The organism is Bacillus sp. AFS017336, from assembly GCF_002555445.1.
Lineage (GTDB): Bacteria > Bacillota > Bacilli > Bacillales > Bacillaceae_G > Gottfriedia.
In genome coordinates this window covers 263917-283969 of the sequence record NZ_NUCO01000020.1, presented here as the reverse complement: position 1 = coordinate 283969, position 20053 = coordinate 263917, and the positions used below count along the sequence as shown (strand labels likewise).

At 33.4% G+C, this 20053-nt stretch carries 20 protein-coding genes; 17 read left to right on the top strand and 3 right to left on the bottom strand.

Features of this window, described 5'->3' with window-relative positions; genetic code table 11:
* Position 1 precedes the first annotated feature (1 nt).
* From CN601_RS11550 to CN601_RS11480, 15 genes are all read left to right on the top strand, one after another.
* Positions 2–964 (top strand): PhoH family protein, encoded by a 963-nt coding sequence (locus CN601_RS11550; RefSeq protein WP_098119981.1) that lies wholly within the window; start codon positions 2–4, stop codon positions 962–964.
* 75 nt (positions 965–1039) lie between these two features.
* Positions 1040–3142 carry an HD family phosphohydrolase gene (locus CN601_RS11545; protein WP_098171109.1) on the top strand — a complete coding sequence of 701 codons (2103 nt, stop codon included), beginning with the start codon at positions 1040–1042 and terminating at the stop codon, positions 3140–3142.
* A gap of 12 nt (positions 3143–3154) precedes the next feature.
* Positions 3155–3628 (top strand): rRNA maturation RNase YbeY, encoded by a 474-nt coding sequence (gene ybeY / locus CN601_RS11540; protein ID WP_098120096.1) that lies wholly within the window; start codon positions 3155–3157, stop codon positions 3626–3628.
* Positions 3609–3989, top strand: coding sequence for a diacylglycerol kinase family protein (locus tag CN601_RS11535; protein ID WP_098119983.1), 381 nt, complete (start codon positions 3609–3611; stop codon positions 3987–3989). The genes ybeY and CN601_RS11535 overlap by 20 nt, the downstream gene beginning before the upstream one ends.
* Positions 3990–4032: 43 nt before the next feature.
* A complete protein-coding gene (locus CN601_RS11530) occupies positions 4033–4431 on the top strand; it encodes a cytidine deaminase (RefSeq protein ID WP_098171108.1) in 399 nt (132 codons plus the stop codon).
* Complete coding sequence (era, locus tag CN601_RS11525) at positions 4424–5332, top strand: GTPase Era (protein WP_098119985.1); 909 nt, start codon at positions 4424–4426, stop codon at positions 5330–5332. Before CN601_RS11530 ends, era begins: the two co-directional genes overlap by 8 nt.
* A gap of 318 nt (positions 5333–5650) precedes the next feature.
* Positions 5651–5794 carry a YqzL family protein gene (locus CN601_RS11520; RefSeq protein ID WP_098119986.1) on the top strand — a complete coding sequence of 48 codons (144 nt, stop codon included), beginning with the start codon at positions 5651–5653 and terminating at the stop codon, positions 5792–5794.
* 27 nt (positions 5795–5821) lie between these two features.
* Positions 5822–6607 (top strand): DNA repair protein RecO, encoded by a 786-nt coding sequence (gene recO / locus CN601_RS11515; protein ID WP_098119987.1) that lies wholly within the window; start codon positions 5822–5824, stop codon positions 6605–6607.
* A 97-nt stretch (positions 6608–6704) separates the two neighbouring features.
* Positions 6705–7343 (top strand): transcriptional regulator CcpN, encoded by a 639-nt coding sequence (gene ccpN, locus CN601_RS11510; RefSeq protein WP_098171107.1) that lies wholly within the window; start codon positions 6705–6707, stop codon positions 7341–7343.
* 20 nt (positions 7344–7363) lie between these two features.
* Positions 7364–8176, top strand: a complete 813-nt coding sequence (locus CN601_RS11505; RefSeq protein WP_098171106.1) for a pyruvate, water dikinase regulatory protein — start codon at positions 7364–7366, stop codon at positions 8174–8176.
* Positions 8177–8694: 518 nt separating this feature from the next.
* Positions 8695–10503, top strand: a complete 1809-nt coding sequence (gene dnaG, locus CN601_RS11500; RefSeq protein ID WP_098171105.1) for a DNA primase — start codon at positions 8695–8697, stop codon at positions 10501–10503.
* Positions 10504–10532: 29 nt separating this feature from the next.
* Positions 10533–11651, top strand: a complete 1119-nt coding sequence (gene rpoD / locus CN601_RS11495) for an RNA polymerase sigma factor RpoD (RefSeq protein WP_069034168.1) — start codon at positions 10533–10535, stop codon at positions 11649–11651.
* 789 nt (positions 11652–12440) lie between these two features.
* The gene (gene cccA / locus CN601_RS11490; RefSeq protein ID WP_098119991.1) at positions 12441–12797 is read left to right on the top strand and encodes a cytochrome c550; all 357 of its coding nucleotides are present in this window, start codon (positions 12441–12443) and stop codon (positions 12795–12797) included.
* Positions 12798–12903: 106 nt separating this feature from the next.
* Entirely contained in the window at positions 12904–13611 is a 708-nt protein-coding gene (locus tag CN601_RS11485; protein WP_098119992.1) for a tRNA (adenine(22)-N(1))-methyltransferase, read from the top strand.
* Positions 13608–14726, top strand: coding sequence for a Nif3-like dinuclear metal center hexameric protein (locus tag CN601_RS11480; RefSeq protein WP_098171104.1), 1119 nt, complete (start codon positions 13608–13610; stop codon positions 14724–14726). Before CN601_RS11485 ends, CN601_RS11480 begins: the two co-directional genes overlap by 4 nt.
* A gap of 48 nt (positions 14727–14774) precedes the next feature.
* Here the strand turns inward: CN601_RS11480 and CN601_RS11475 are convergent, their stop codons facing one another.
* Complete coding sequence (locus CN601_RS11475; RefSeq protein WP_098171103.1) at positions 14775–15719, bottom strand: 4-hydroxy-3-methylbut-2-enyl diphosphate reductase; 945 nt, start codon at positions 15717–15719, stop codon at positions 14775–14777.
* Positions 15720–15800: 81 nt separating this feature from the next.
* Complete coding sequence (gene vrrA / locus CN601_RS11470) at positions 15801–16604, bottom strand: VrrA/YqfQ family protein (RefSeq protein ID WP_098171102.1); 804 nt, start codon at positions 16602–16604, stop codon at positions 15801–15803.
* A gap of 224 nt (positions 16605–16828) precedes the next feature.
* On the opposite strand from vrrA, the gene CN601_RS11465 reads away from it, so the two are divergent.
* A complete protein-coding gene (locus CN601_RS11465; protein WP_098171101.1) occupies positions 16829–18136 on the top strand; it encodes a DEAD/DEAH box helicase in 1308 nt (435 codons plus the stop codon).
* 204 nt (positions 18137–18340) lie between these two features.
* Positions 18341–19234 carry a deoxyribonuclease IV gene (locus CN601_RS11460; protein ID WP_098171100.1) on the top strand — a complete coding sequence of 298 codons (894 nt, stop codon included), beginning with the start codon at positions 18341–18343 and terminating at the stop codon, positions 19232–19234.
* Positions 19235–19280: 46 nt separating this feature from the next.
* On the opposite strand, the gene CN601_RS11455 is transcribed toward CN601_RS11460, so the two are convergent.
* Entirely contained in the window at positions 19281–20006 is a 726-nt protein-coding gene (locus CN601_RS11455) for a hypothetical protein (protein WP_142317335.1), read from the bottom strand.
* Positions 20007–20053: the final 47 nt, after the last annotated feature.

Sequence of the window (20053 nt, the reverse complement as noted above, 5' to 3'; positions counted from 1 at the left end):
AATGCCAGAACAACTACTAACGATTAATCAACAACTAGAGGATCCAAACGAAGCAATTGCCTTATTTGGTACAAATGATAAACATCTGGAAGTTATTGAAAATTTGCTTGATGTTAAAATTGTGTCACGTGGACAATCTGTACAGGTTTCAGGTGCGGATGAGAATGTGAAAACTGTTGAGCAAATCATCCAAGCTCTTTTAGAGGTTATTCGAAATGGAGTGAGTATTACATCAAGGGATGTGACATACTCAATTCAGATGGCTAAAGAGGGACGGCTATCTTCATTTGCTAGGTTGTATGACGAGGAAATAATAAAGAATTCAAAAGGGAAGCCAATTCGTGTTAAAACTTTTGGACAGAGACATTATCTTCGTGCTATTCAATCAAATGATTTAGTATTTGGAATTGGGCCTGCTGGTACAGGTAAAACATATCTTGCAGTTGTCATGGCTGTTCAAGCATTGAAAAATAATAAAGTGAGTAAAATTATTTTAACGAGACCTGCTGTGGAAGCTGGAGAAAGTTTAGGGTTTTTACCGGGTGATTTAAAAGAAAAAGTTGACCCTTACTTAAGGCCGCTATACGATGCGCTTCATGATGTTTTAGGACAAGAGCATACTGTTCGATTAATTGAAAGAGGGACGATTGAAATTGCCCCTTTAGCCTATATGAGGGGACGCACTTTGGAAGATGCCTTTGTCATTCTAGATGAAGCTCAAAATACGACAATGGCTCAAATGAAGATGTTTTTGACTCGTTTAGGATTTGGTTCTAAAATGGTGATAACGGGTGATCCTTCTCAGCTTGATTTACCTAAAGGAGTAAAGTCCGGTTTAATTTCGGCTCAACATACACTTAAGGGTGTTGAGGGGATCGGTATGACGATATTAGAGCAAACCGATGTAGTTCGTCACCCATTAGTACAAAAGATTATTCAAGCTTATGATTTAGCAAAAGAATGATTCGTTGTGACCCTACAATATGATAGGGTCATTTCGTATTTTTATGATGAGGTGCATTTCTAGAAAGGGGAAACAATGAATAGTTTGCAAGCTTTAATTCTACGTTTTAAGAATCAGACTCTTGTCATATTACTATGTATTATTGCATTAGGCTTAACAAGTTTTCTTCTTTTAATTAGTCATGTTAGACCGGTAAAATACGATATTGAGCTTTTAGCAATCGCGAGTGACACTATTTATTCGCCAATTACGATTGAAGATAAAGCAGCTACATATAAGAAGCGTCAAGAAGCAGCAGCAAGAGTAGAGGACGTTTTTAAATATGAAGAGGGTTATACGCAAAACCGAATTGACATAGTAAATTCAATTTTTGATATTGTAACAGAAGTAAAAACTAAAAATGCAAAAGATGATAAATTAAAAGGACAAGACCTTCTTGATAAAGAAATAAGCGATGTTAAGAAACGATTACCAGACGATGTTCGTAAAAATTTTGAAGACAGTGTCTATAGTACTTTATTAAGATCATCAGAGGAACAGTTAAATATTTCTAAAGCATCATTAAATACTTCAATTAATAATGTGATGAGTGAAGAAATTACAACGAGTCAAATTGAGGATTCACGTAGTAAACTAAGAAACGAATTATCATACGTTAGTGTGAATCCTTCACTAAAAGATGCGATGATTTCAATTGGCGAATATGCTATTATTCCAAACTACTTTTTTGATGCAGAAGAGACAAAAGAGCGAAGACGCATCGAGAGTGAAGGTGTAGATAGTGTTTATATTTTACAAGGACAAGTTTTAGTAAAAGCTGGTGAAACAATTACAAAGGAAAAATATGATCAATTAAAATTAGTCGGATTAATTCAAAGTAAACAATCGATTCAACCGTATATCGGCTTAATTTTATTAATTGGCGTATTAATGTATTTTGTGGTGAAGCAAACTGAAACGTTAAAAGAAAAGGGTAATGTTTATATAGTTGCATATTACAGCATCATAATTTTTACGATTTTAATTTTAAAAATTGTTAGTTTGTTTCAAAAGGTTGAATTTTCTGGTCTCGTATATGTAGCTCCAGTAGCAATAGGAACATTGTTAATTAAGTTTCTATTAGGTAATCGATATTTAATGGTGTCCTCGATTATTTTCTCCATTTGTGGCAGTCTGATGTTTAATGAAGATGTGAATGGTGCGATTAATTACTCGACTGGAATATATATTTTGTTTAGTTCAATCGCTGTTTTATTTTTAAACGAGGTAAAAAATAAACGCTCAATGATTTTACATGCTGGTTTCTTAATTTCGCTTGTTAATATTGCCACTTTATTTTCGTTAATTCTGATTCGAAATGGTCAATATTCTTCAGTTGAGATCGGAATTTATTTATTAATGGGCTTAACTTCCGGAGTTTTATCAAGTGTCATTACAATGGGGATTTTACCATTTGTTGAGGATTCTTTTGGGATGGTATCTTCATTTAAATTGGTTGAATTAGGCAGTCCTAATCATCCTTTATTAAGAAAAATTTTACTAGAGGCCCCAGGAACATATCATCATAGTATTATGGTTGCAAATTTGGCTGAAGGTGCATGTGAAGCGATTGGAGCGAATGGTTTATTAGCAAGAGTCGGTGCATATTATCATGATATAGGCAAAACGAATAATCCAGGATACTTTATTGAGAATCAAATGGGTGGCCGTAATCCACATGATCGAATTAAACCGATTCGAAGTAAGGATATTATTATTAGGCATGTAAGTGATGGAGTAAAAATACTAAAAAAATATAATTTGCCAAAAGATATTATTGATATTGCAGCTGAGCATCATGGGACAACTTTATTAAAGTTTTTTTATTATAAAGAAAAAGAAAACAATCCTGATGTAAAAGAAATTGATTTTCGATACCCAGGTCCAAAAGCTCATTCGAAAGAATCTGCAGTTGTTGGAATTGCTGATAGTGTTGAAGCTGCAGTACGTTCGTTAAAAGACCCGAATATGGAAAAAATCGAAGCATTAGTTTCTTCAATCGTGAATGATCGTTTGAATGATGGTCAATTTTCAATGTGTGAATTAAACTTAAAAGAATTACATATAGTTGAGAAATCATTGTGTGAGACTTTAAAAGGTACTTTCCATTCAAGAATACAGTATCCGGATGAAAGATAAGGTGAGGTAATGATTCAATTAGAAATTGATTTTATAGATGAAACGAATGAGGTTACAGAAGAACAACAATCTGATTTAACAGGGTTGATGGAGTGTGCTCTTGAGTATGAAGGTGTATCAGGAGAAGTTGAAATTTCAATTTCATTTGTAGACGATGAAAGAATTCATGAAATCAATAAAGAATATCGAGAAAAAGATCGTGCTACTGATGTCATTTCATTTCCTATGGAAGAGTTAGGTGAAGGTGAAATTGAAATCGTTGGTGTTGATTTACCACGAACTTTAGGTGATATCGTTATATCAATTCCTACTACAAAAAGACAAGCTGAAGAGTATGGTCACTCATTCCGACGTGAATTAGGTTTTTTAGCAGTTCACGGATGTTTACATCTACTTGGTTACGATCATATGAATGAAGCCGATGAAAAAGTGATGTTTACAAAACAAAAGGAAATATTAGAAAAATATGGCCTTGAAAGACTTTAAAAAAAGATCGCCATTAGTTAACTCTTTTGGATATGCATTTAGTGGCATTTTTAAAGTAATTAAAGAAGAAAGAAATATAAAAATTCACTTATTTGCAGCACTAGTTTCAGTCGGACTTGCAATTTATTTACAAATTAGTCGAATTGATTGGTTAATACTTCTGCTGATCATTACGCTTGTTATTTCGCTTGAACTTGTTAATTCTGCAATTGAAGCAGCTGTAGACTTAGCATCACCTGATCAGCATCCATTAGCTAAAAAAGCGAAAGACGTTGCAGCAGGTGCAGTATTAGTCGCTGCAATCATTTCAATCATTATTGGAGCTTTGCTATTTTTTCCGTATTTTACTATACTACGTTAATAAGACCCACTTCGTATTCGGGCGATATTAGGAGGCTACATAAATGGATAAACAAGAACTTATTAATGAGGCAATCAAAGCTAGAGTAAATGCATATGTACCATATTCGAAGTTTCAAGTTGGTGCTGCATTGCTTACAAAGGATGGTCAAGTTATTCGTGGCTGTAACATAGAAAATGCATCGTATGGCCTTACAAATTGTGCAGAACGTACTGCATTATTTAAAGCTTATTCTGATGGAATTACGGAGTTTACAGCTGTAGCTGTCGTCGCGGATACTAAGAGACCTGTCCCACCTTGTGGTGCATGTCGTCAAGTTTTATTTGAACTTTGTGGTCCAGATACAGAAGTATATTTATCGAACTTAAATGGAGTAATACAAGAAACAACAGTAAAAGAATTATTGCCAGGAGCATTTACATCGGAGGATTTGAATGAATAAAGTAAGTTATAAATCAGGTTTTGTTTCAATTATAGGTAGACCAAATGTTGGGAAAAGTACATTCCTTAATCGTGTTGTTGGTCAAAAAATCGCTATAATGAGTGACAAACCTCAAACAACTCGTAATAAAATTCAAGGTGTGTTCACAGAAGATGATGCACAAATTGTCTTTATTGATACGCCAGGTATTCATAAACCAAAGCACAAACTTGGTGATTTCATGGTAAAAGTAGCTCAAGACTCAATAAAAGACGTTGATGCTACGTTATTTATGATTAATGCTAATGAAGGTTTTGGTCGTGGAGATGAATTTATTATCGAGAAGCTACAAGGTAGCCGCAGTCCAGTCATTTTAGTAATAAATAAAATTGATACAATTCATCCTGATGAATTATTTGAACTAATTAATAAATATAAAGATTTATATGAATTTGCTGAAATTGTTCCGATATCAGCATTGCAAGGTAATAACGTCGATCGTTTATTGCAAGTTATCAAAACTTATTTGCCAGAAGGACCGCAATATTATCCAGCAAACCAAGTAACAGATCATCCAGAAAGATTTATTATTTCTGAGTTAGTTAGAGAAAAAGTGTTGCATTTAACGAGGGAAGAAGTACCACATTCAATTGCAGTTATTATCGAACAAATTGAAAGACGTCCTGAAGGTAATGCGATTTATGTAAATGCAACGATCGTCGTTGAAAGATCTTCCCAAAAAGGAATTATTATCGGTAAGCAAGGAAGCATGTTAAAAGAGGTTGGCAAACGTGCTCGATTAGATATAGAGAATTTACTTGATACGAAAGTATTCCTAGAATTATGGGTTAAAGTTCAAAAGGATTGGCGCAACCGTATGTCTCAATTAAGAGATTTAGGGTTCCGTGAGGATGAGTATTAAGAGCATTAGTAAGGAGTAAGGGTTAGAGGATAGGTAAATAATTAAGCCTAAGATCTAGAATTCTAAGGCTATAGGTCAAGGATTAAGACCAAGATTTGTAGTTCTTAGGCTATGGTTCTAAGTTTTAACAGGGTTAATCTTATTATTTAATAACCAAACACATTCCCTTGAGTTTTGCAAGCTTTTTATTTTTGATTTTAGTAAATTTTATACACATGAAAACCGGGAGAGAAGGTCACATTATAAGTAAGCAGGGAAAGTAATTGGCTATAGGTAATGAGCAATGAGTTGTAGCTATTCTTGAAAGGTGGTTTCTCAATGTTGAATTTTACCTGGGATGTCTTTTCTAAAACTGGAAATCTTGAGACATATTTATTGTTTAAGCAGCTTGAACAAGAACATACGGATCAGAAAAGTTACATTGATGAAGAAATAGCTGATATTGATTCCCTACATACTTAACCTTCATCCAATTGGATGGTGAGTTATTTGTTACAGCGTGTAGAAGGAATTGTATTACGGGCAAACGCTTATGGAGAATCAAATGTTATCATTACTCTCTTAACAAGAGAATTAGGTAAGATAGGAGTTGTGGCAAGAGGGGCAAAGAAGACGAATAGTCGACTTGCTTCTGTTACACAACTCTTTACATATGGGTCGTTTTTAATTCAAAAAGGCTCAGGATTAGGCACATTAAGTCAAGGAGAGTTAATTGATTCATTTCGTGATTTAAGAGGTGATTTAATTGCAACTGCCTATGCTTCGATTGTTGTTGAGCTGACAGATAAAGCGGTGGATGAGAAGAAAAATAATCCGTATTTATTTGAGCTAGTTCTTCAATTGCTTCAACATATGAATGAAGGAGCAGATGCTGAAGTTTTGACTTATTTATTTATGACGAAAATGATTCCTGTTTTAGGATATCACCCGTTTTTTGATCATTGTGTGAATTGTAGATGTAGTGCAAATGAGAATATCTTTGTTGCCTTTTCTGTGAAAGATGGTGGCTTTTTATGTCAGCGTTGTAAACATACTGATCCTTATGCTTTTTCTGTTACTGAAAAGTCAGTGAAATTAATGAGGCTGTTTTATCACTTTGATGTAAATCGTCTTGGGAAAATCGAGGTCAGTGAAGCGACGAAGAAAAATTTACAACAAATCTTATTTTCTTATTATGATGAATATAGCGGGATCTATTTAAAATCACGTAAATTTTTAGAGCAATTAAAAGTTATGGATAATTTTCTGAAAAATAATAAAGATTCTGAAACCTGAGGAAGGAAATAGGCTAACTATTTCCTTCTTTCTTTTTTAAATTGTAAAAATAGTATATAATATTTATTAGAGAGTATAACATATTGGATAGTTAGGGGTGAGGAAGATCGAACTGACAAAAAGACAAACTCAAATTCTTGAAATTGTAAAAAACAATGGACCAATTACAGGTGAACATATAGCAGATAAGCTAGCTCTTACTAGAGCTACGCTTCGCCCGGATTTAGCTATTCTTACAATGACTGGCTTTTTAGAGGCAAGACCTCGAGTTGGATATTATTACACTGGAAGAACAAGTGGTGCTCAAGTAATTGATCGAATAAAAAAACTAACGGTAAAAGAGTTTCAGGCGATTCCTGTTGTAGTAGATCGAAGTTCGTCAGTGTATGACGCTATAGTTACAATGTTTCTTGAAGATGTAGGTACTTTATTTGTTGTTGATCAAAATTCGGTATTAACAGGAGTACTTTCAAGAAAAGATTTACTCCGTGCAAGCATAGGAAATAAAGATTTGCATACATTACCTGTAGATATTATTATGACGAGGATGCCAAACATTACAATTTGTTATAAAGATGATACAATTTATAATGTAGCTAAGAGTTTAATTGAAAAACAAATTGATGCTGTCCCTGTTGTTCGTGAAAGTGAGCATGGACTTGAGGTAATTGGTCGATTTACAAAAACAAATTTTACTCGTGCGATTGTAGACTTAATGAACAATGATATGTTTTAGTAAAGTTAAGAGGTGAACATATGGGCAATTCAATCGTTTATGTTGTATCAGATTCTGTTGGTGAAACAGCGGAGCATGTCGTAAAGGCGGCAATTAGTCAATTTCATCAAAAATTCGAGATTAGACGTGTACCATACGTTGAAGATAATGCAACATTAATTGAAATCGTTCAAGTAGCAAAAGAGAATAATGGAATTATTGTATTTACGTTAGTTAAACCTGACATGAGAAAGAAATTGTTGGATGAAGCACAAAGTGCTGGAGTGATTGTTTACGATTTAATTGGTCCATTAATCGATAAAATTTCAACAACTCATAAACTGGAACCTAGAAATGAACCCGGTGTTGTTCGTAAACTAGATGAAGATTATTTCCAACGTATTGAAGCAATTGAATTTGCGGTTAAATATGATGATGGAAGAGATCCTAGAGGGATTGAAAAAGCGGATATCGTATTAATAGGTGTTTCTAGAACATCTAAGACGCCTTTATCTCAATATTTAGCTCATAAAGGATTTAAGGTTGCCAATGTACCTTTAGTTCCAGAAGTTGACCCACCAGAACAATTGTTAAAAGTACCTAAAGAAAAATGCATTGGCTTAATGATTTCACCAGAAAAATTAAACCATATTCGAAAAGAAAGATTGATTTCATTAGGACTTCATGACGGTGCTAGCTATGCTAATATTTCTAGAATTGAAGAAGAGCTAAAGCATTTTAATAATGTTGTTAAACAAATCGGTTGTAAAGTAGTAGACGTTTCAAGTAAAGCTGTGGAAGAATCGGCTAATGTTATTTTAAATTATTATTACCAAAATAAACAGATTCGTTAATTTTTTTAGTTGGATCTCTCGAGGCTAACACATTAGATTATTCTAATGTGTTTTCATCTTTTTATGGTAAAAGATAAAGTTTTAAAAAGATAATAAATCTTCAGTACTTATTGCTAGATTTCCTAGATGAAATAGATTATAATAAAAAATTGTATGAAATGAACTAATAATAGGTTTAACTTTTTATACTTACGAATAAACTATGAATATGTGCTTCCTAGTTTATTGAAGGATGGAAATAAAACTACATAAATCGATACATGTTTTGAAGGAATTACAAAAGACGTGTAGAAATTAATCATAAGCGATAAATAAATGGGTTAAAGAAAACCAGAACTAGCAGTTGGATGCGATGCTTATGAACTACTGTAAAACTTCTTTTTTCAGAATAATTATTAATTCATATTTGTCTTAAAAAAGCTTTTAAAAATTAAGTGGAAAATATGGAAATATTTTTGTCGAATCATGAAGGAATACGGTGAGTTTTATCGAATAAAATAGTATATGGAGCTGTCAGTATGGGAAACAGAATTCCCGATGAGCTTGTCGAACAAGTTCGTCAGTCAGTTGACATAGTTGATGTAGTGAGTGAATATGTTCCTCTGAAAAAACAAGGAAGAAATTATTTTGGACTATGTCCATTTCATGGGGAAAGCACACCATCTTTTTCTGTGTCTCCTGAAAAACAAATTTTTCATTGTTTTGGATGCGGTGCTGGTGGTAATGCGATTTCTTTCATTATGCAGCTTGAAGGGCTAAATTTTCAAGAATCAGTCCATCAGCTTGCAAAGAAGACAAATGTCACGTTACCAACAGATACAATTGACACAATAAAGAATCCGCAATCTACTGAGCTTGCTATTATGCTTGAAGCTCATGAGTTTGTTAAAAAGTACTATCATCATCTATTAGTTAACACAACAGAAGGTAAACAAGCGTTAGAATACTTAAATAACAGAGGAATTTCAAGAGAAGAAATAAAGCATTTCGAGCTTGGTGTTGCTTTAGATTCTTGGGATGCTGTTACGAAGGTATTAGAAAAACGTGGCTATTCAATGCCGATCATGGAAAAAGCTGGTCTAGTTGTTCGAAGTGAACGTGATGGTAATTACTATGATCGATTTCGAAATCGATTAATTTTTCCAATTCATAACCATCAAGGAAAAATTGTTGCATTCAGTGGAAGAATAATGGGTGAAGGGTCACCAAAATATTTAAATAGTCCTGAATCATCAATTTTCCATAAAGGAAAATTATTATATCAGTTTTACCAAGCAAAAAATGTCATGCGAAAGCAAAATCGGGCTATTTTAATGGAAGGTTTTGCAGATGTCATATCAGCCTTTAAGGCTGGCGTCCATGATGCCGTTGCAACAATGGGAACTTCATTAACAGAGGATCAAGCAAAAGTCTTGAAAACTTCTGTTGATCAAATTATCATTTGTTACGACTCAGATCAAGCTGGTATTAATGCAGCAGAGAAAGCAGCTAAAATTCTTCAGAAAGAAGGATTTACCATTAAAGTTGCTCAAATGCCAGACGGCTTAGATCCTGACGAATACATTAGACAATTTGGTCCAGAAAAATTTAATACCTCTATTATTGAAGCTAGTGTATCATTAATGAGTTTTAAAATGCAATATCATCGAAAAGGAAAAAATCTTTTAGATGAAACTGTTAAATTTCAGTATTTAAAAGAAATGCTACAAGAAATTGCTAAACTAAGTCAACTGATCGAACAGGATTATTACTTAAATCAACTCTCAAAAGAGTTTTCTATTTCGATTGAAGTACTTAAGAAGGAATTTGGACAATATAGTAATCAGGCAAATCGTATATCTAATGTAACAGAAGTAAAAACTGATATCAAACGCGATATTACTTCTAAGACACTTCTTCCTGCACATGTAAGAGCTGAACAATTACTTTTGGCCCATATGCTTAATAGTAGCGAAGTGACAGAAAAAGTAAGATCACAATATCAGGGTCTATTCTACAATAATGATTATTCCGAGATTATAATCCATCTTTATGCTTATTATGAAGAGGGCAATGAGTCTAATATTAGTAAATTTATGAATTACCTTCCTTCAAAAGGGTTACTTGAAGTAGTTTCAAAAATTGTCAATTTACAGATAGCACCTGAACTAACAGAGCGAGAGTTAAAGGATTATTTAGATGCATTAAACAACTATGATAAACAACAACGTATACGTGAAAAAGAAATGGATCTTAAAAAAGCTGAACGTGAAGGAGATTTTGTAAAAGCTGCAACGATTCTCCAACAGATTACTCAGCTAAGATCTAGTATGAAATATGTTAAATGATTCGCGAACTTTTCGAAGGAGGGGAACAGATGGCTGATAAATCGGCTCGTTCTAAAGATACGGAAACAGAAGTAACACTTGATCAAGTAAAAGCATTATTAATTGAAAATGGTAAAAAACGTGGTGTAATTACATATGAAGAGATTGCAGACCGCTTAAATGGTTTTGAAATTGATTCAGATCAATTGGAAGAATTTTATGAGCAATTAGGTGAACAAGGCATTGATATTGTTGGTGATGCTGATGATGAGCCTAGAGGGACTCAATTAGAGAAGGAAGAAGAATTTGACTTAAATGATTTAAGTGTTCCTCCTGGTGTTAAAATTAATGACCCTGTACGTATGTACTTAAAAGAAATTGGTCGAGTTGATTTACTTTCTGGACAAGATGAAATCAACTTAGCGAAGCGAATTGAAGAAGGCGATGAAGAAGCTAAGCGTCGTCTTGCAGAAGCTAACTTACGTTTAGTAGTAAGTATTGCAAAACGTTATGTTGGTCGTGGTATGCTTTTCTTAGACCTTATTCAAGAAGGAAATATGGGTTTAATTAAAGCCGTAGAGAAGTTCGATTACCGTAAAGGTTATAAATTTAGTACATATGCAACTTGGTGGATTCGTCAAGCAATTACTCGTGCTATTGCTGACCAAGCGAGAACAATTCGTATTCCAGTTCATATGGTGGAAACAATCAACAAATTAATTCGTGTTCAACGTCAATTACTTCAAGATTTAGGTCGTGAACCATCTCCTGAAGAGATTGGTGAAGAAATGGATTTACCACCAGAAAAGGTACGAGAAATCCTTAAAATTGCTCAGGAACCAGTTTCATTAGAAACTCCAATTGGTGAAGAAGATGATTCACATTTAGGAGATTTCATTGAAGATTCTGAAGCTACTTCTCCAGCTGAACACGCAGCTTATGAAATGCTAAAAGAGCAATTAGAAGATGTTCTTGATACACTTACAGATCGTGAAGAAAATGTTTTACGATTACGATTTGGTTTAGATGATGGACGTACTCGTACTTTAGAAGAAGTTGGTAAAGTATTTGGTGTAACACGTGAGCGTATCCGTCAAATTGAGGCTAAGGCTCTACGTAAATTACGTCATCCAAGCCGCAGTAAACGTTTAAAAGATTTCTTAGAATAGGAAGTTTAAAAAGTTTATCCTTAGTTGGGTAAACTTTTTTTTGCTAAAAAATTTTATGAAAACGTTTTAAATAGTTAATATGTCATATAAAATATATTTGTCAAAATATATCGAATGTCGGTACTAAAATTTTACATGTAGTGCTATGCTACATTCGGAGTATGAAATTCATCTCAAATCTAAAAATATCATTAACTTTTAATAAAATTATTCAGAAGTTAAAACAAAGGATATTTTAAGCAAAAATGGATATCATAAATCTAGTAGTAATTCCACCATTTAATACTTTTAGAAAGCTATTTACTTTATTTTACAGAATTGTCTTTAAATTTGCAAACACTCATTTACCCTACTTTTTTAAATATTATTATCTTTAGTTCAATACTCCTAATGAACTGAAAAGTAGTATGGAGACAAATTACCTATATCGCTTTTGCAATTATTTTCTTACTCTTCATAACAGAATGGATTGGAAATTTTACCAATTTTTTTCAAATATGATTTGGAGCAAATTAAAAGTTAAATGGATGACTTTGCATTTAAATGGTTTCTTAAAAAAACTTACTTATTTAGTTAATTCAAAGGATTGCTTATTTTTATTTAGAAATTGGAATTATGCTATATCCAATGTAATCCTTTACAGTAGGAAGGTTTATATATTTATGAAATCGTTTAACAATTTTTAAATTTATCCAACTTAATACTTTTTTTATTGTTTTTAATCGTATACAATAATAATGTTATAGTCATTAATTTTATTTTTTAAGGGGTTACATAAGGGGGATCATAATGAAACGAAATCCATTAATTCCTTTTGCTCTTATTGCAGCACTAGGAATCGCAGTCATGCTAATTATTTCATTAAAAGGGGCAAAACAGGCTGATGAAATTGCTAACGGTGATAAAAAGCCGGCTGCAACAGCAACTACTAAGCCAGATGAAATATATGCTCAAACATGTGTTAGCTGTCATGGTGATCAATTACAAGGGGTAGTAGGACCAAACATATCTAAAGTAGGTTCTAGATACACAGAAGATCAAATCAAAGACATTCTTAAAAACGGTAAAGAAGGCGGAATGCCAGCTGGATTACTACAAGGTGCACAATTGGATGCTGTTGCAAAATGGTTATCTGAGAAAAAATAATCAAGTTTTAAAAATGACCTCTTCATATGAAGGGGTCATTTTGGTTTATACGCAATTTTAGTGTAAAATAATATTGATGAAAATAAAATGAAATGGTGATTTTGTTATGAATGAAGTAAATTTATCAAAGCGTTTAAAAAGAGTATATGATTACATACCAGAAGGGACAAAATTAGCTGATATTGGGTCAGATCATGCTTATTTACCTTGTTATGCAGTTTTAAATAAAAGATGTACATCGGCAATTGTTGGAGAAATAACTGAAGGTCCATATAATTCAGCTCGTTCTACGATCCGTCAAAGTGGGCTAGAAGGCGTTGTAGAAGCAAGAATGGGTGATGGACTTGAGGTTCTAGTTCCAAACGAGGTAGATGTCATTACGATTGCTGGGATGGGTGGCTCTTTAATCTCAAGCATTCTTGAGAATGGAAAAGAAAAACTTGAAGGTGTTGAAACTTTAGTATTACAACCAAATATAGGTGCACATCAAATCAGGACTTGGCTTGAGAAAGAAGGATATTCCCTTGTAGATGAAGATATATTAGAAGAGGATGGTAAAATCTATGAAATTCTAATAGCTTCTAAGTCGAATCAAAATAGTGCATATAGTGAAAAGAAGGAAATGGAACTATTTATTGGTCCTTATTTACTTAAAAACAAGAATGATGCCTTTCAGAAAAGATGGGAGCATGAAAAGAAAAATTTTGAGAGAATTTTATCTCAATTAGATTCAGCGAAGCAAACAGAGGAATCAGTTCAGAAAATGAAAGAAATTGAACAGAAACTAGAGTGGATAAAAGAGGTGCTTTCATGAAATCGATAAATGGTTTTCAGCTTGTGCAGCAGTTTGAGGAACTATTCCCTAAACACTTAGCTGAAGAAGGAGATCCAAACGGCCTTCAAATAGGTACTTTATCAAAACCGGTGACAAAGGCTTTAGTTGCATTAGATGTCACAAAAGAGGTTGTTGAAGAAGCTATTTCAATCGGAGCGAATTTAATTATTGCACATCATCCAATCATTTATCGACCTTTAAAGAAGATTGAAACAGACAGTGAACCTGGTAAAATTGTAGAGCTTTGCATTAAAAATGATATTGCTGTTTTTGCTGCACATACAAATGTTGATATTGCAGAAATCGGTGTAAGTGATTTTTTAGCAGAAGCTTTACAATTAGAAAATACGAAAGTTCTCGCTCCTACATATGTAGAGAAGTTAATTAAATTAGTAGTATTTGTACCAAAAACGCATGCTGAAAAAGTTTTAAAAGCATTATGTGATGCTGGGGCAGGTCATATAGGCAATTATAGTCATTGTAGCTTTAGTTCAAATGGCAAAGGTACATTTATGCCATTAGAAGGGACAACACCATATATCGGTCAACGTGGACAATTAGAAGAGGTAGAGGAAGTAAAGCTTGAAACAATTGTTCCAGAACTAAAATTAAAGCATGTTCTTAAAGCGATGCAAAAATCTCATCCATACGAAGAAGTAGCCTATGATACATTTACATTAGAAAATGAAGGGACAACTTTCGGTATTGGAAGAATCGGAAGTCTTAAAGAAGAACTTTCATTAGAAGAATTTGCGAAATATGTGAAAGAAAAATTAGACCTACAAGGTGTAAGAGTAGTAGGGGCTTTAGGAGATAAAGTTAGAAAAGTTGCCATTGTTGGTGGAGACGGAAATAAATTTGCCTATCATGCAAAAAGAAATGGTGCGGATGTGTATTTGAGTGGGGACATTTATTATCATGTCGCACAAGATTGGAAAATGCTAAATTTAAATATTGTTGATGCAGGACATAATATTGAAAAAGTAATGAAGTCAGGTGTAAAGCGTCTTTTAGATGCTAAACTTAAAGAAAAAAATATGACTTGTGAAATTATTGCATCTACAATTCACACTGATCCGTTTACATTTATCTAAAAATCAAAAATAAGGACTTCCGGATTTAATTTCCGAAAGTCCTTTTCTTTAGTCTTTTATTCTAACTTTAGGAAGAATTTTACCTAATTCAACCGATGATTTTGTATCCCAAGTGCTTTCATCGTTCGGATCATACTTTTCTAAAAATGCAACCACTTCACGAGTAATAGGAGTTGGTGTAGACGCTCCAGATGTAACAGCAACAGTCTCGACTCCCTCTAACCATTTTAACTGAAGCTCGGTAATATCTGAAATACGAAATGCCTTTGTTCCGGCAATTTCATGCGAAACTTGTGCCAGTCTATTTGAGTTATTGCTCATTGGGTCACCGACAACAATTGTTAAATCTGCTTGACCTGCTTGATCAGCAATTGCTTCTTGACGTACTTGAGTTGCCATACAAATTTCTTTGTGAACATGTGCAGTAGGATACTTTTTAATTGCGTATTGAATTAAATCAACTACATCCCATTGACTCATAGTTGTTTGATTCGTAATAATAATTTTTTCAGTCGGAATTTCTAACGCATCAATATCAGTTTTATTTTGAATCAAATGAACGATTGTCGGTGCGATTCCAACTGCGCCTTCTGGCTCTGGATGCCCTTTTTTACCGATATAAATAAAGTGATAGCCTTCAGACATTTTTTCTTTAATTAAATCATGAGTTTTCGTTACATCTGGACATGTCGCATCAATTGTCGTTAGTCCTTTTTTAATTGCTCTAGATTTTACCTCAGGAGAAACTCCATGTGCAGTGAAAATGACAGTTCCTTTGTCAATTTTATCTAGAATATCTAATCTGCTTGGACCATCTAAAGTGATAATACCTTCTTCTTCAAATGCATCTGTAACATGTTTATTATGAACAATCATACCAAGGATATATATCGGTCTTGGTAGTGTTGGATCTTTTGCTGCATTTCTAGCAATTACCATTGCATCTACAACTCCGTAGCAATAGCCTCGTGGGGTAACTTTTAAAACTTTCATGGAGTAGCCCCTCCTTTATAATATTGTTATCATTTTTTATTATAAAGGAGGGAGATGGTAGTATACAAAGAAAAAGAAAATTTACATAAACAATTTTGGTTTTGGATTTATATTTGAAACTTTTTCTTCTTGGATAGGATTTATTTCTAATTCGGATTCACTTGGAACTTTCTTTCTTTTTTTTGTTCTTGGTTTAGACTCATCAATAGGGACTAAATCAACTGCTTCATTAGAATCCTTCTTTTTCTCTTTTTTTGGATCGATTAGTTCATCCGTATTGACTGCTTTAAAAATTTTATAAATTGAAGGGAAGTTTTTTAATGCAGGAACGTATTGTTGAATCATTGGTGTGACCTGCTGTGCAGCTTGAACAGCTCTTTGCATACCACCTATAACCCCAGTGATAGAAGTATCGCCACCCATGATCCTTGAGAAGAATCCTGGACTTCCATCATCTTCTTTTTCAGGGGGCTGCCCTGTCATTGGATATGGTTTTTGTGCACTTTGTTGTTGATAATTACTACCATTGTGAGCTTGCATTACTGGTTGATTCTGAAATGGTACTGATTGTAATATTTTATTTTGCATTAAATATTGTTGATGCGCGTTTAACTGAGGTTGATGAGTGTTTAACTGTGGTTGATATGCTATTGGTTGCTGATAATGTCCTTGTTGCCCCGCAATTTGATGTGTTGGTTGGTAAAAGTGTTGTGGATATGGTTGCTGCGGTGATTGAGGATATGGAATTCTTTGATCAAAATTTGGTCTTGGTCCGTATGGATTTTGCATATTTTGATAAGGCTGTTGATAACCATTAAAATAATTTGGACCGTTTATTGGAAAAGGTTGTTTGTCTTTTTTCTTAAACTTATCAAGTATACCCAACCTAATACCTCCTTTCAAAATGCTCTTTATTACTTAGGCTATGCAATTACTTTGAAAAGGTTAGTATAGGACAGTCTAAAAATTAAAATCCTAATCATTAGAAAGAAAAATAAGTATTAGCTTTTATTAGTACATCTATTGTATAATAGATATTTGTAGCCAATTTGTATGAGGAAATAAACTCCTCTATTACATAGAAAGTTTAAATTAAGAAGGTGAGTTATATGGCAATTTCATTTAAAGATTATCAATTAAAACCATTTATTTTGGAAGCGATAGAGAAGAAACACTTTACAGAACCAACAGAAATTCAACAAAAGATTATACCTCAAGTAAAAACTGGACGTAGTGTGATAGGTCAATCGCAAACAGGGTCAGGAAAGACTCATGCATACCTTGTACCGACAATTAATACATTAGATCCATCTGTCGATCAAGTGCAATTAGTAATAACTGCTCCAACACGTGAATTAGCAACTCAAATTTATAACGATGTTCAAGCGATTATTGAATGCTGTCCTGAAGATCAACAATTAACTGCTAAAAACTTCGTTGGTGGTACCGACTACAAACGTACTGTTGAAAAACTAAAAAAACAGCCGCATATTGTTATCGGTACAACAGGTCGTATTAAAGACTTAGTAAATGATAATGTTTTATTAGTTCATACTACGAAATATTTAGTAGTAGATGAAGCTGATTTAATGTTAGATATGGGATTCATCCATGATGTGGACCAAGTTGCATCAAAAATGCCAAAGAAATTACAAATGCTTGTTTTTTCTGCGACAATTCCTGAAAAACTTAAACCATTCTTGAAAAAGTACATGGAAAATCCTGAACATATTCATATTAATCCAAAACAACTTTCTGCTCAGAAAATTGAACATATCATTGTTCCAAGTCGTCATAAAGATAAAGTTAAAATGGCAAAGGATATTTTATTAAGTTTTCAGCCTTATTTAGCAATTATCTTTACGAATACAAAGAAAAAAGCAGAAGAAGTTGCGACTCAATTATCATCATATGGCTTAAAAGTTGGTCAAATTCATGGAGATTTAAGTCCTCGTGAACGTAAAAAAATGATGAAACAAATCCAAGACTTAGAGTTCCAGTATATTGTTGCTACTGATTTAGCATCACGAGGAATTGATATTGAGGGTGTAAGTCATGTCATTAATATCGAATTACCTGCAGATTTAGACTTTTATGTTCACCGTGTAGGTCGTACAGGTCGTGCACACTTTGATGGAACTGCGATTACAATTTATGATCAAGAAGATGACCAAGCGTTAGACAAGCTTCAAGAACGCGGTATTACTTTTGAGCATCGCGAACTTAAAAAAGGTGAGTGGGTTGATTTAGGTCCACGCGCTAAACGTAAGCTTCGTAAAAGAACTGATCGCAATTTAGATGCTGTTGCAAATAAAACAATTAAAAAGCCTTCGAAAATAAAACCAGGCTACAAGCGTAAACTGAACGACCAAAGAGAATCTTTTAAAAATAGATTAAAGCGAAAAAGTGAAAGATAATTTATAAAGCAAAAGGGGGCTGTCCAAAAAGTCGGGGTAACTGACAAACGGGTGGCCCTTTATTTTAATTGAGTTTTAAAGTAGAAGGGATACTACTGGTGTTTTTTTATAGAGCACTTACCTTTTCAGAGTATATCCATTTAACCATGTTCTATTTTCATGTTAAAATGATAAGTATGATTAATTAAGCTAGGAGTTGACGTCATGTTACGAATTGGATCTCATGTTTCTATGAGCGGGAAAAAGATGTTTTTAGCCGCTAGTGAAGAAGCAGCAAGTTATGGTGCAAATACATTTATGGTATACACAGGTGCACCTCAAAATACACGTCGTAAAGCAATTGAAGATTTAAATATTGAAGCAGGTTTAAAACATATGGCTGAAAATGGAATTGCTGATATTATTGTCCATGCACCATATATTATTAATATTGGTAATACAACAAATCCGGCAACTTACGAGCTTGGGGTTGAATTCTTACAAAAAGAAATAAACCGTACAGCAGCATTAGGGGCAAAACAAATTGTATTGCATCCAGGTGCTCATGTTGGCGCAGGTGAAGATGCTGGTATTGATCGAATTATTCAAGGTTTAAATGAAGTATTAACAGCGGATACTCCAGTACAAATCGCGCTTGAAACAATGGCAGGAAAAGGCTCAGAATGTGGTAAATCATTCGAGGAAATAGCGAGAATTATGGAAGGGGTTCATTACAGCGATAAACTATCAGTTTGTTTTGACACATGCCATATAAATGACGCTGGATACGATATTGTGAATGATTTTGATGGTGTCTTGCAACAATTCGATCACTTGATTGGTATTGATAAAATAAAAGTACTACATATTAATGACAGTAAGAACCCAATGGGTAGTCATAAAGACCGACACGAAAACATTGGCTTTGGAACGATTGGATTTAAAGCATTAAACTATATCGTTCATCATCCACAATTAATGGAAGTTCCTAAAATATTAGAAACACCATATGTTGGTGAAGATAAAAATAGTAAAGTTGCACCTTATAAATTAGAAATTGAAATGTTACGCAATCAGGAATTCAATGAAAATTTAGTTCAGGAATTAATGAAAGCTTAACTAAAGGAAACCAGCTCAATTAAATTATTGGGCTGGTTTTTTTGATTTATTCTATAGTTCTAACGTCATCTTCACTCACTTGTCTATACTTCCCAGATTCAAATTGGAAATATTCAACTTCTGGATTTAATCTTTTAGAGGAGAAATACTCAAGTTTAATCAAAGGATGAATCGCTTGATCGGAATATCCTGAAGCATACTGGTTTTGTGGAGAGCTAGTACCAAGATCATAAAAGTATTTTTGTTGTTTTAATATAGTACGACTAAAGGCTTTTATGTAAGATACTCTAACATATTCTCCTTTATTTAAAGGTCTAGAAGATTTCTGAGAAGTAAATGTTTCTTGTGCACCAATTGAATAACCTAGTGCGGCACTTATTAATGATTTAGAAACATTTATTGATCCTGTTAAGTTATGACTAGAGGAAGTACTAAACGAGAAAGAATCGACTTCACCAGTTCCTTGGGCTGGATAGCCTTCGTAAATAAGTATCCAGTCACCTTTTGTAATATTGCCATTAGAAGTTTTGCTTATAATTTTCCAGTAATAATAAGTAGAAGTTGAAAAAGTATTTATTGAAGAGGTTTTGTAGTTTGATGTAGACTCGGGAGTAATTGAATTTTCGCAGTTCTTTTCTGTAGAAGCACAAGAGAGATTAGGAGCTAAAGTACTTAAATAAGTTAATAAAAGTAAACCTTTTAAAACTTTTTTTGATTTTCGACTAAACATATAAATATTCCTTTCTAATTTTTTATGATTAACTTGTTCCATTTACATGTTAATCATATCGAAAAAAGAAGGATCTTTACGAAATGTAT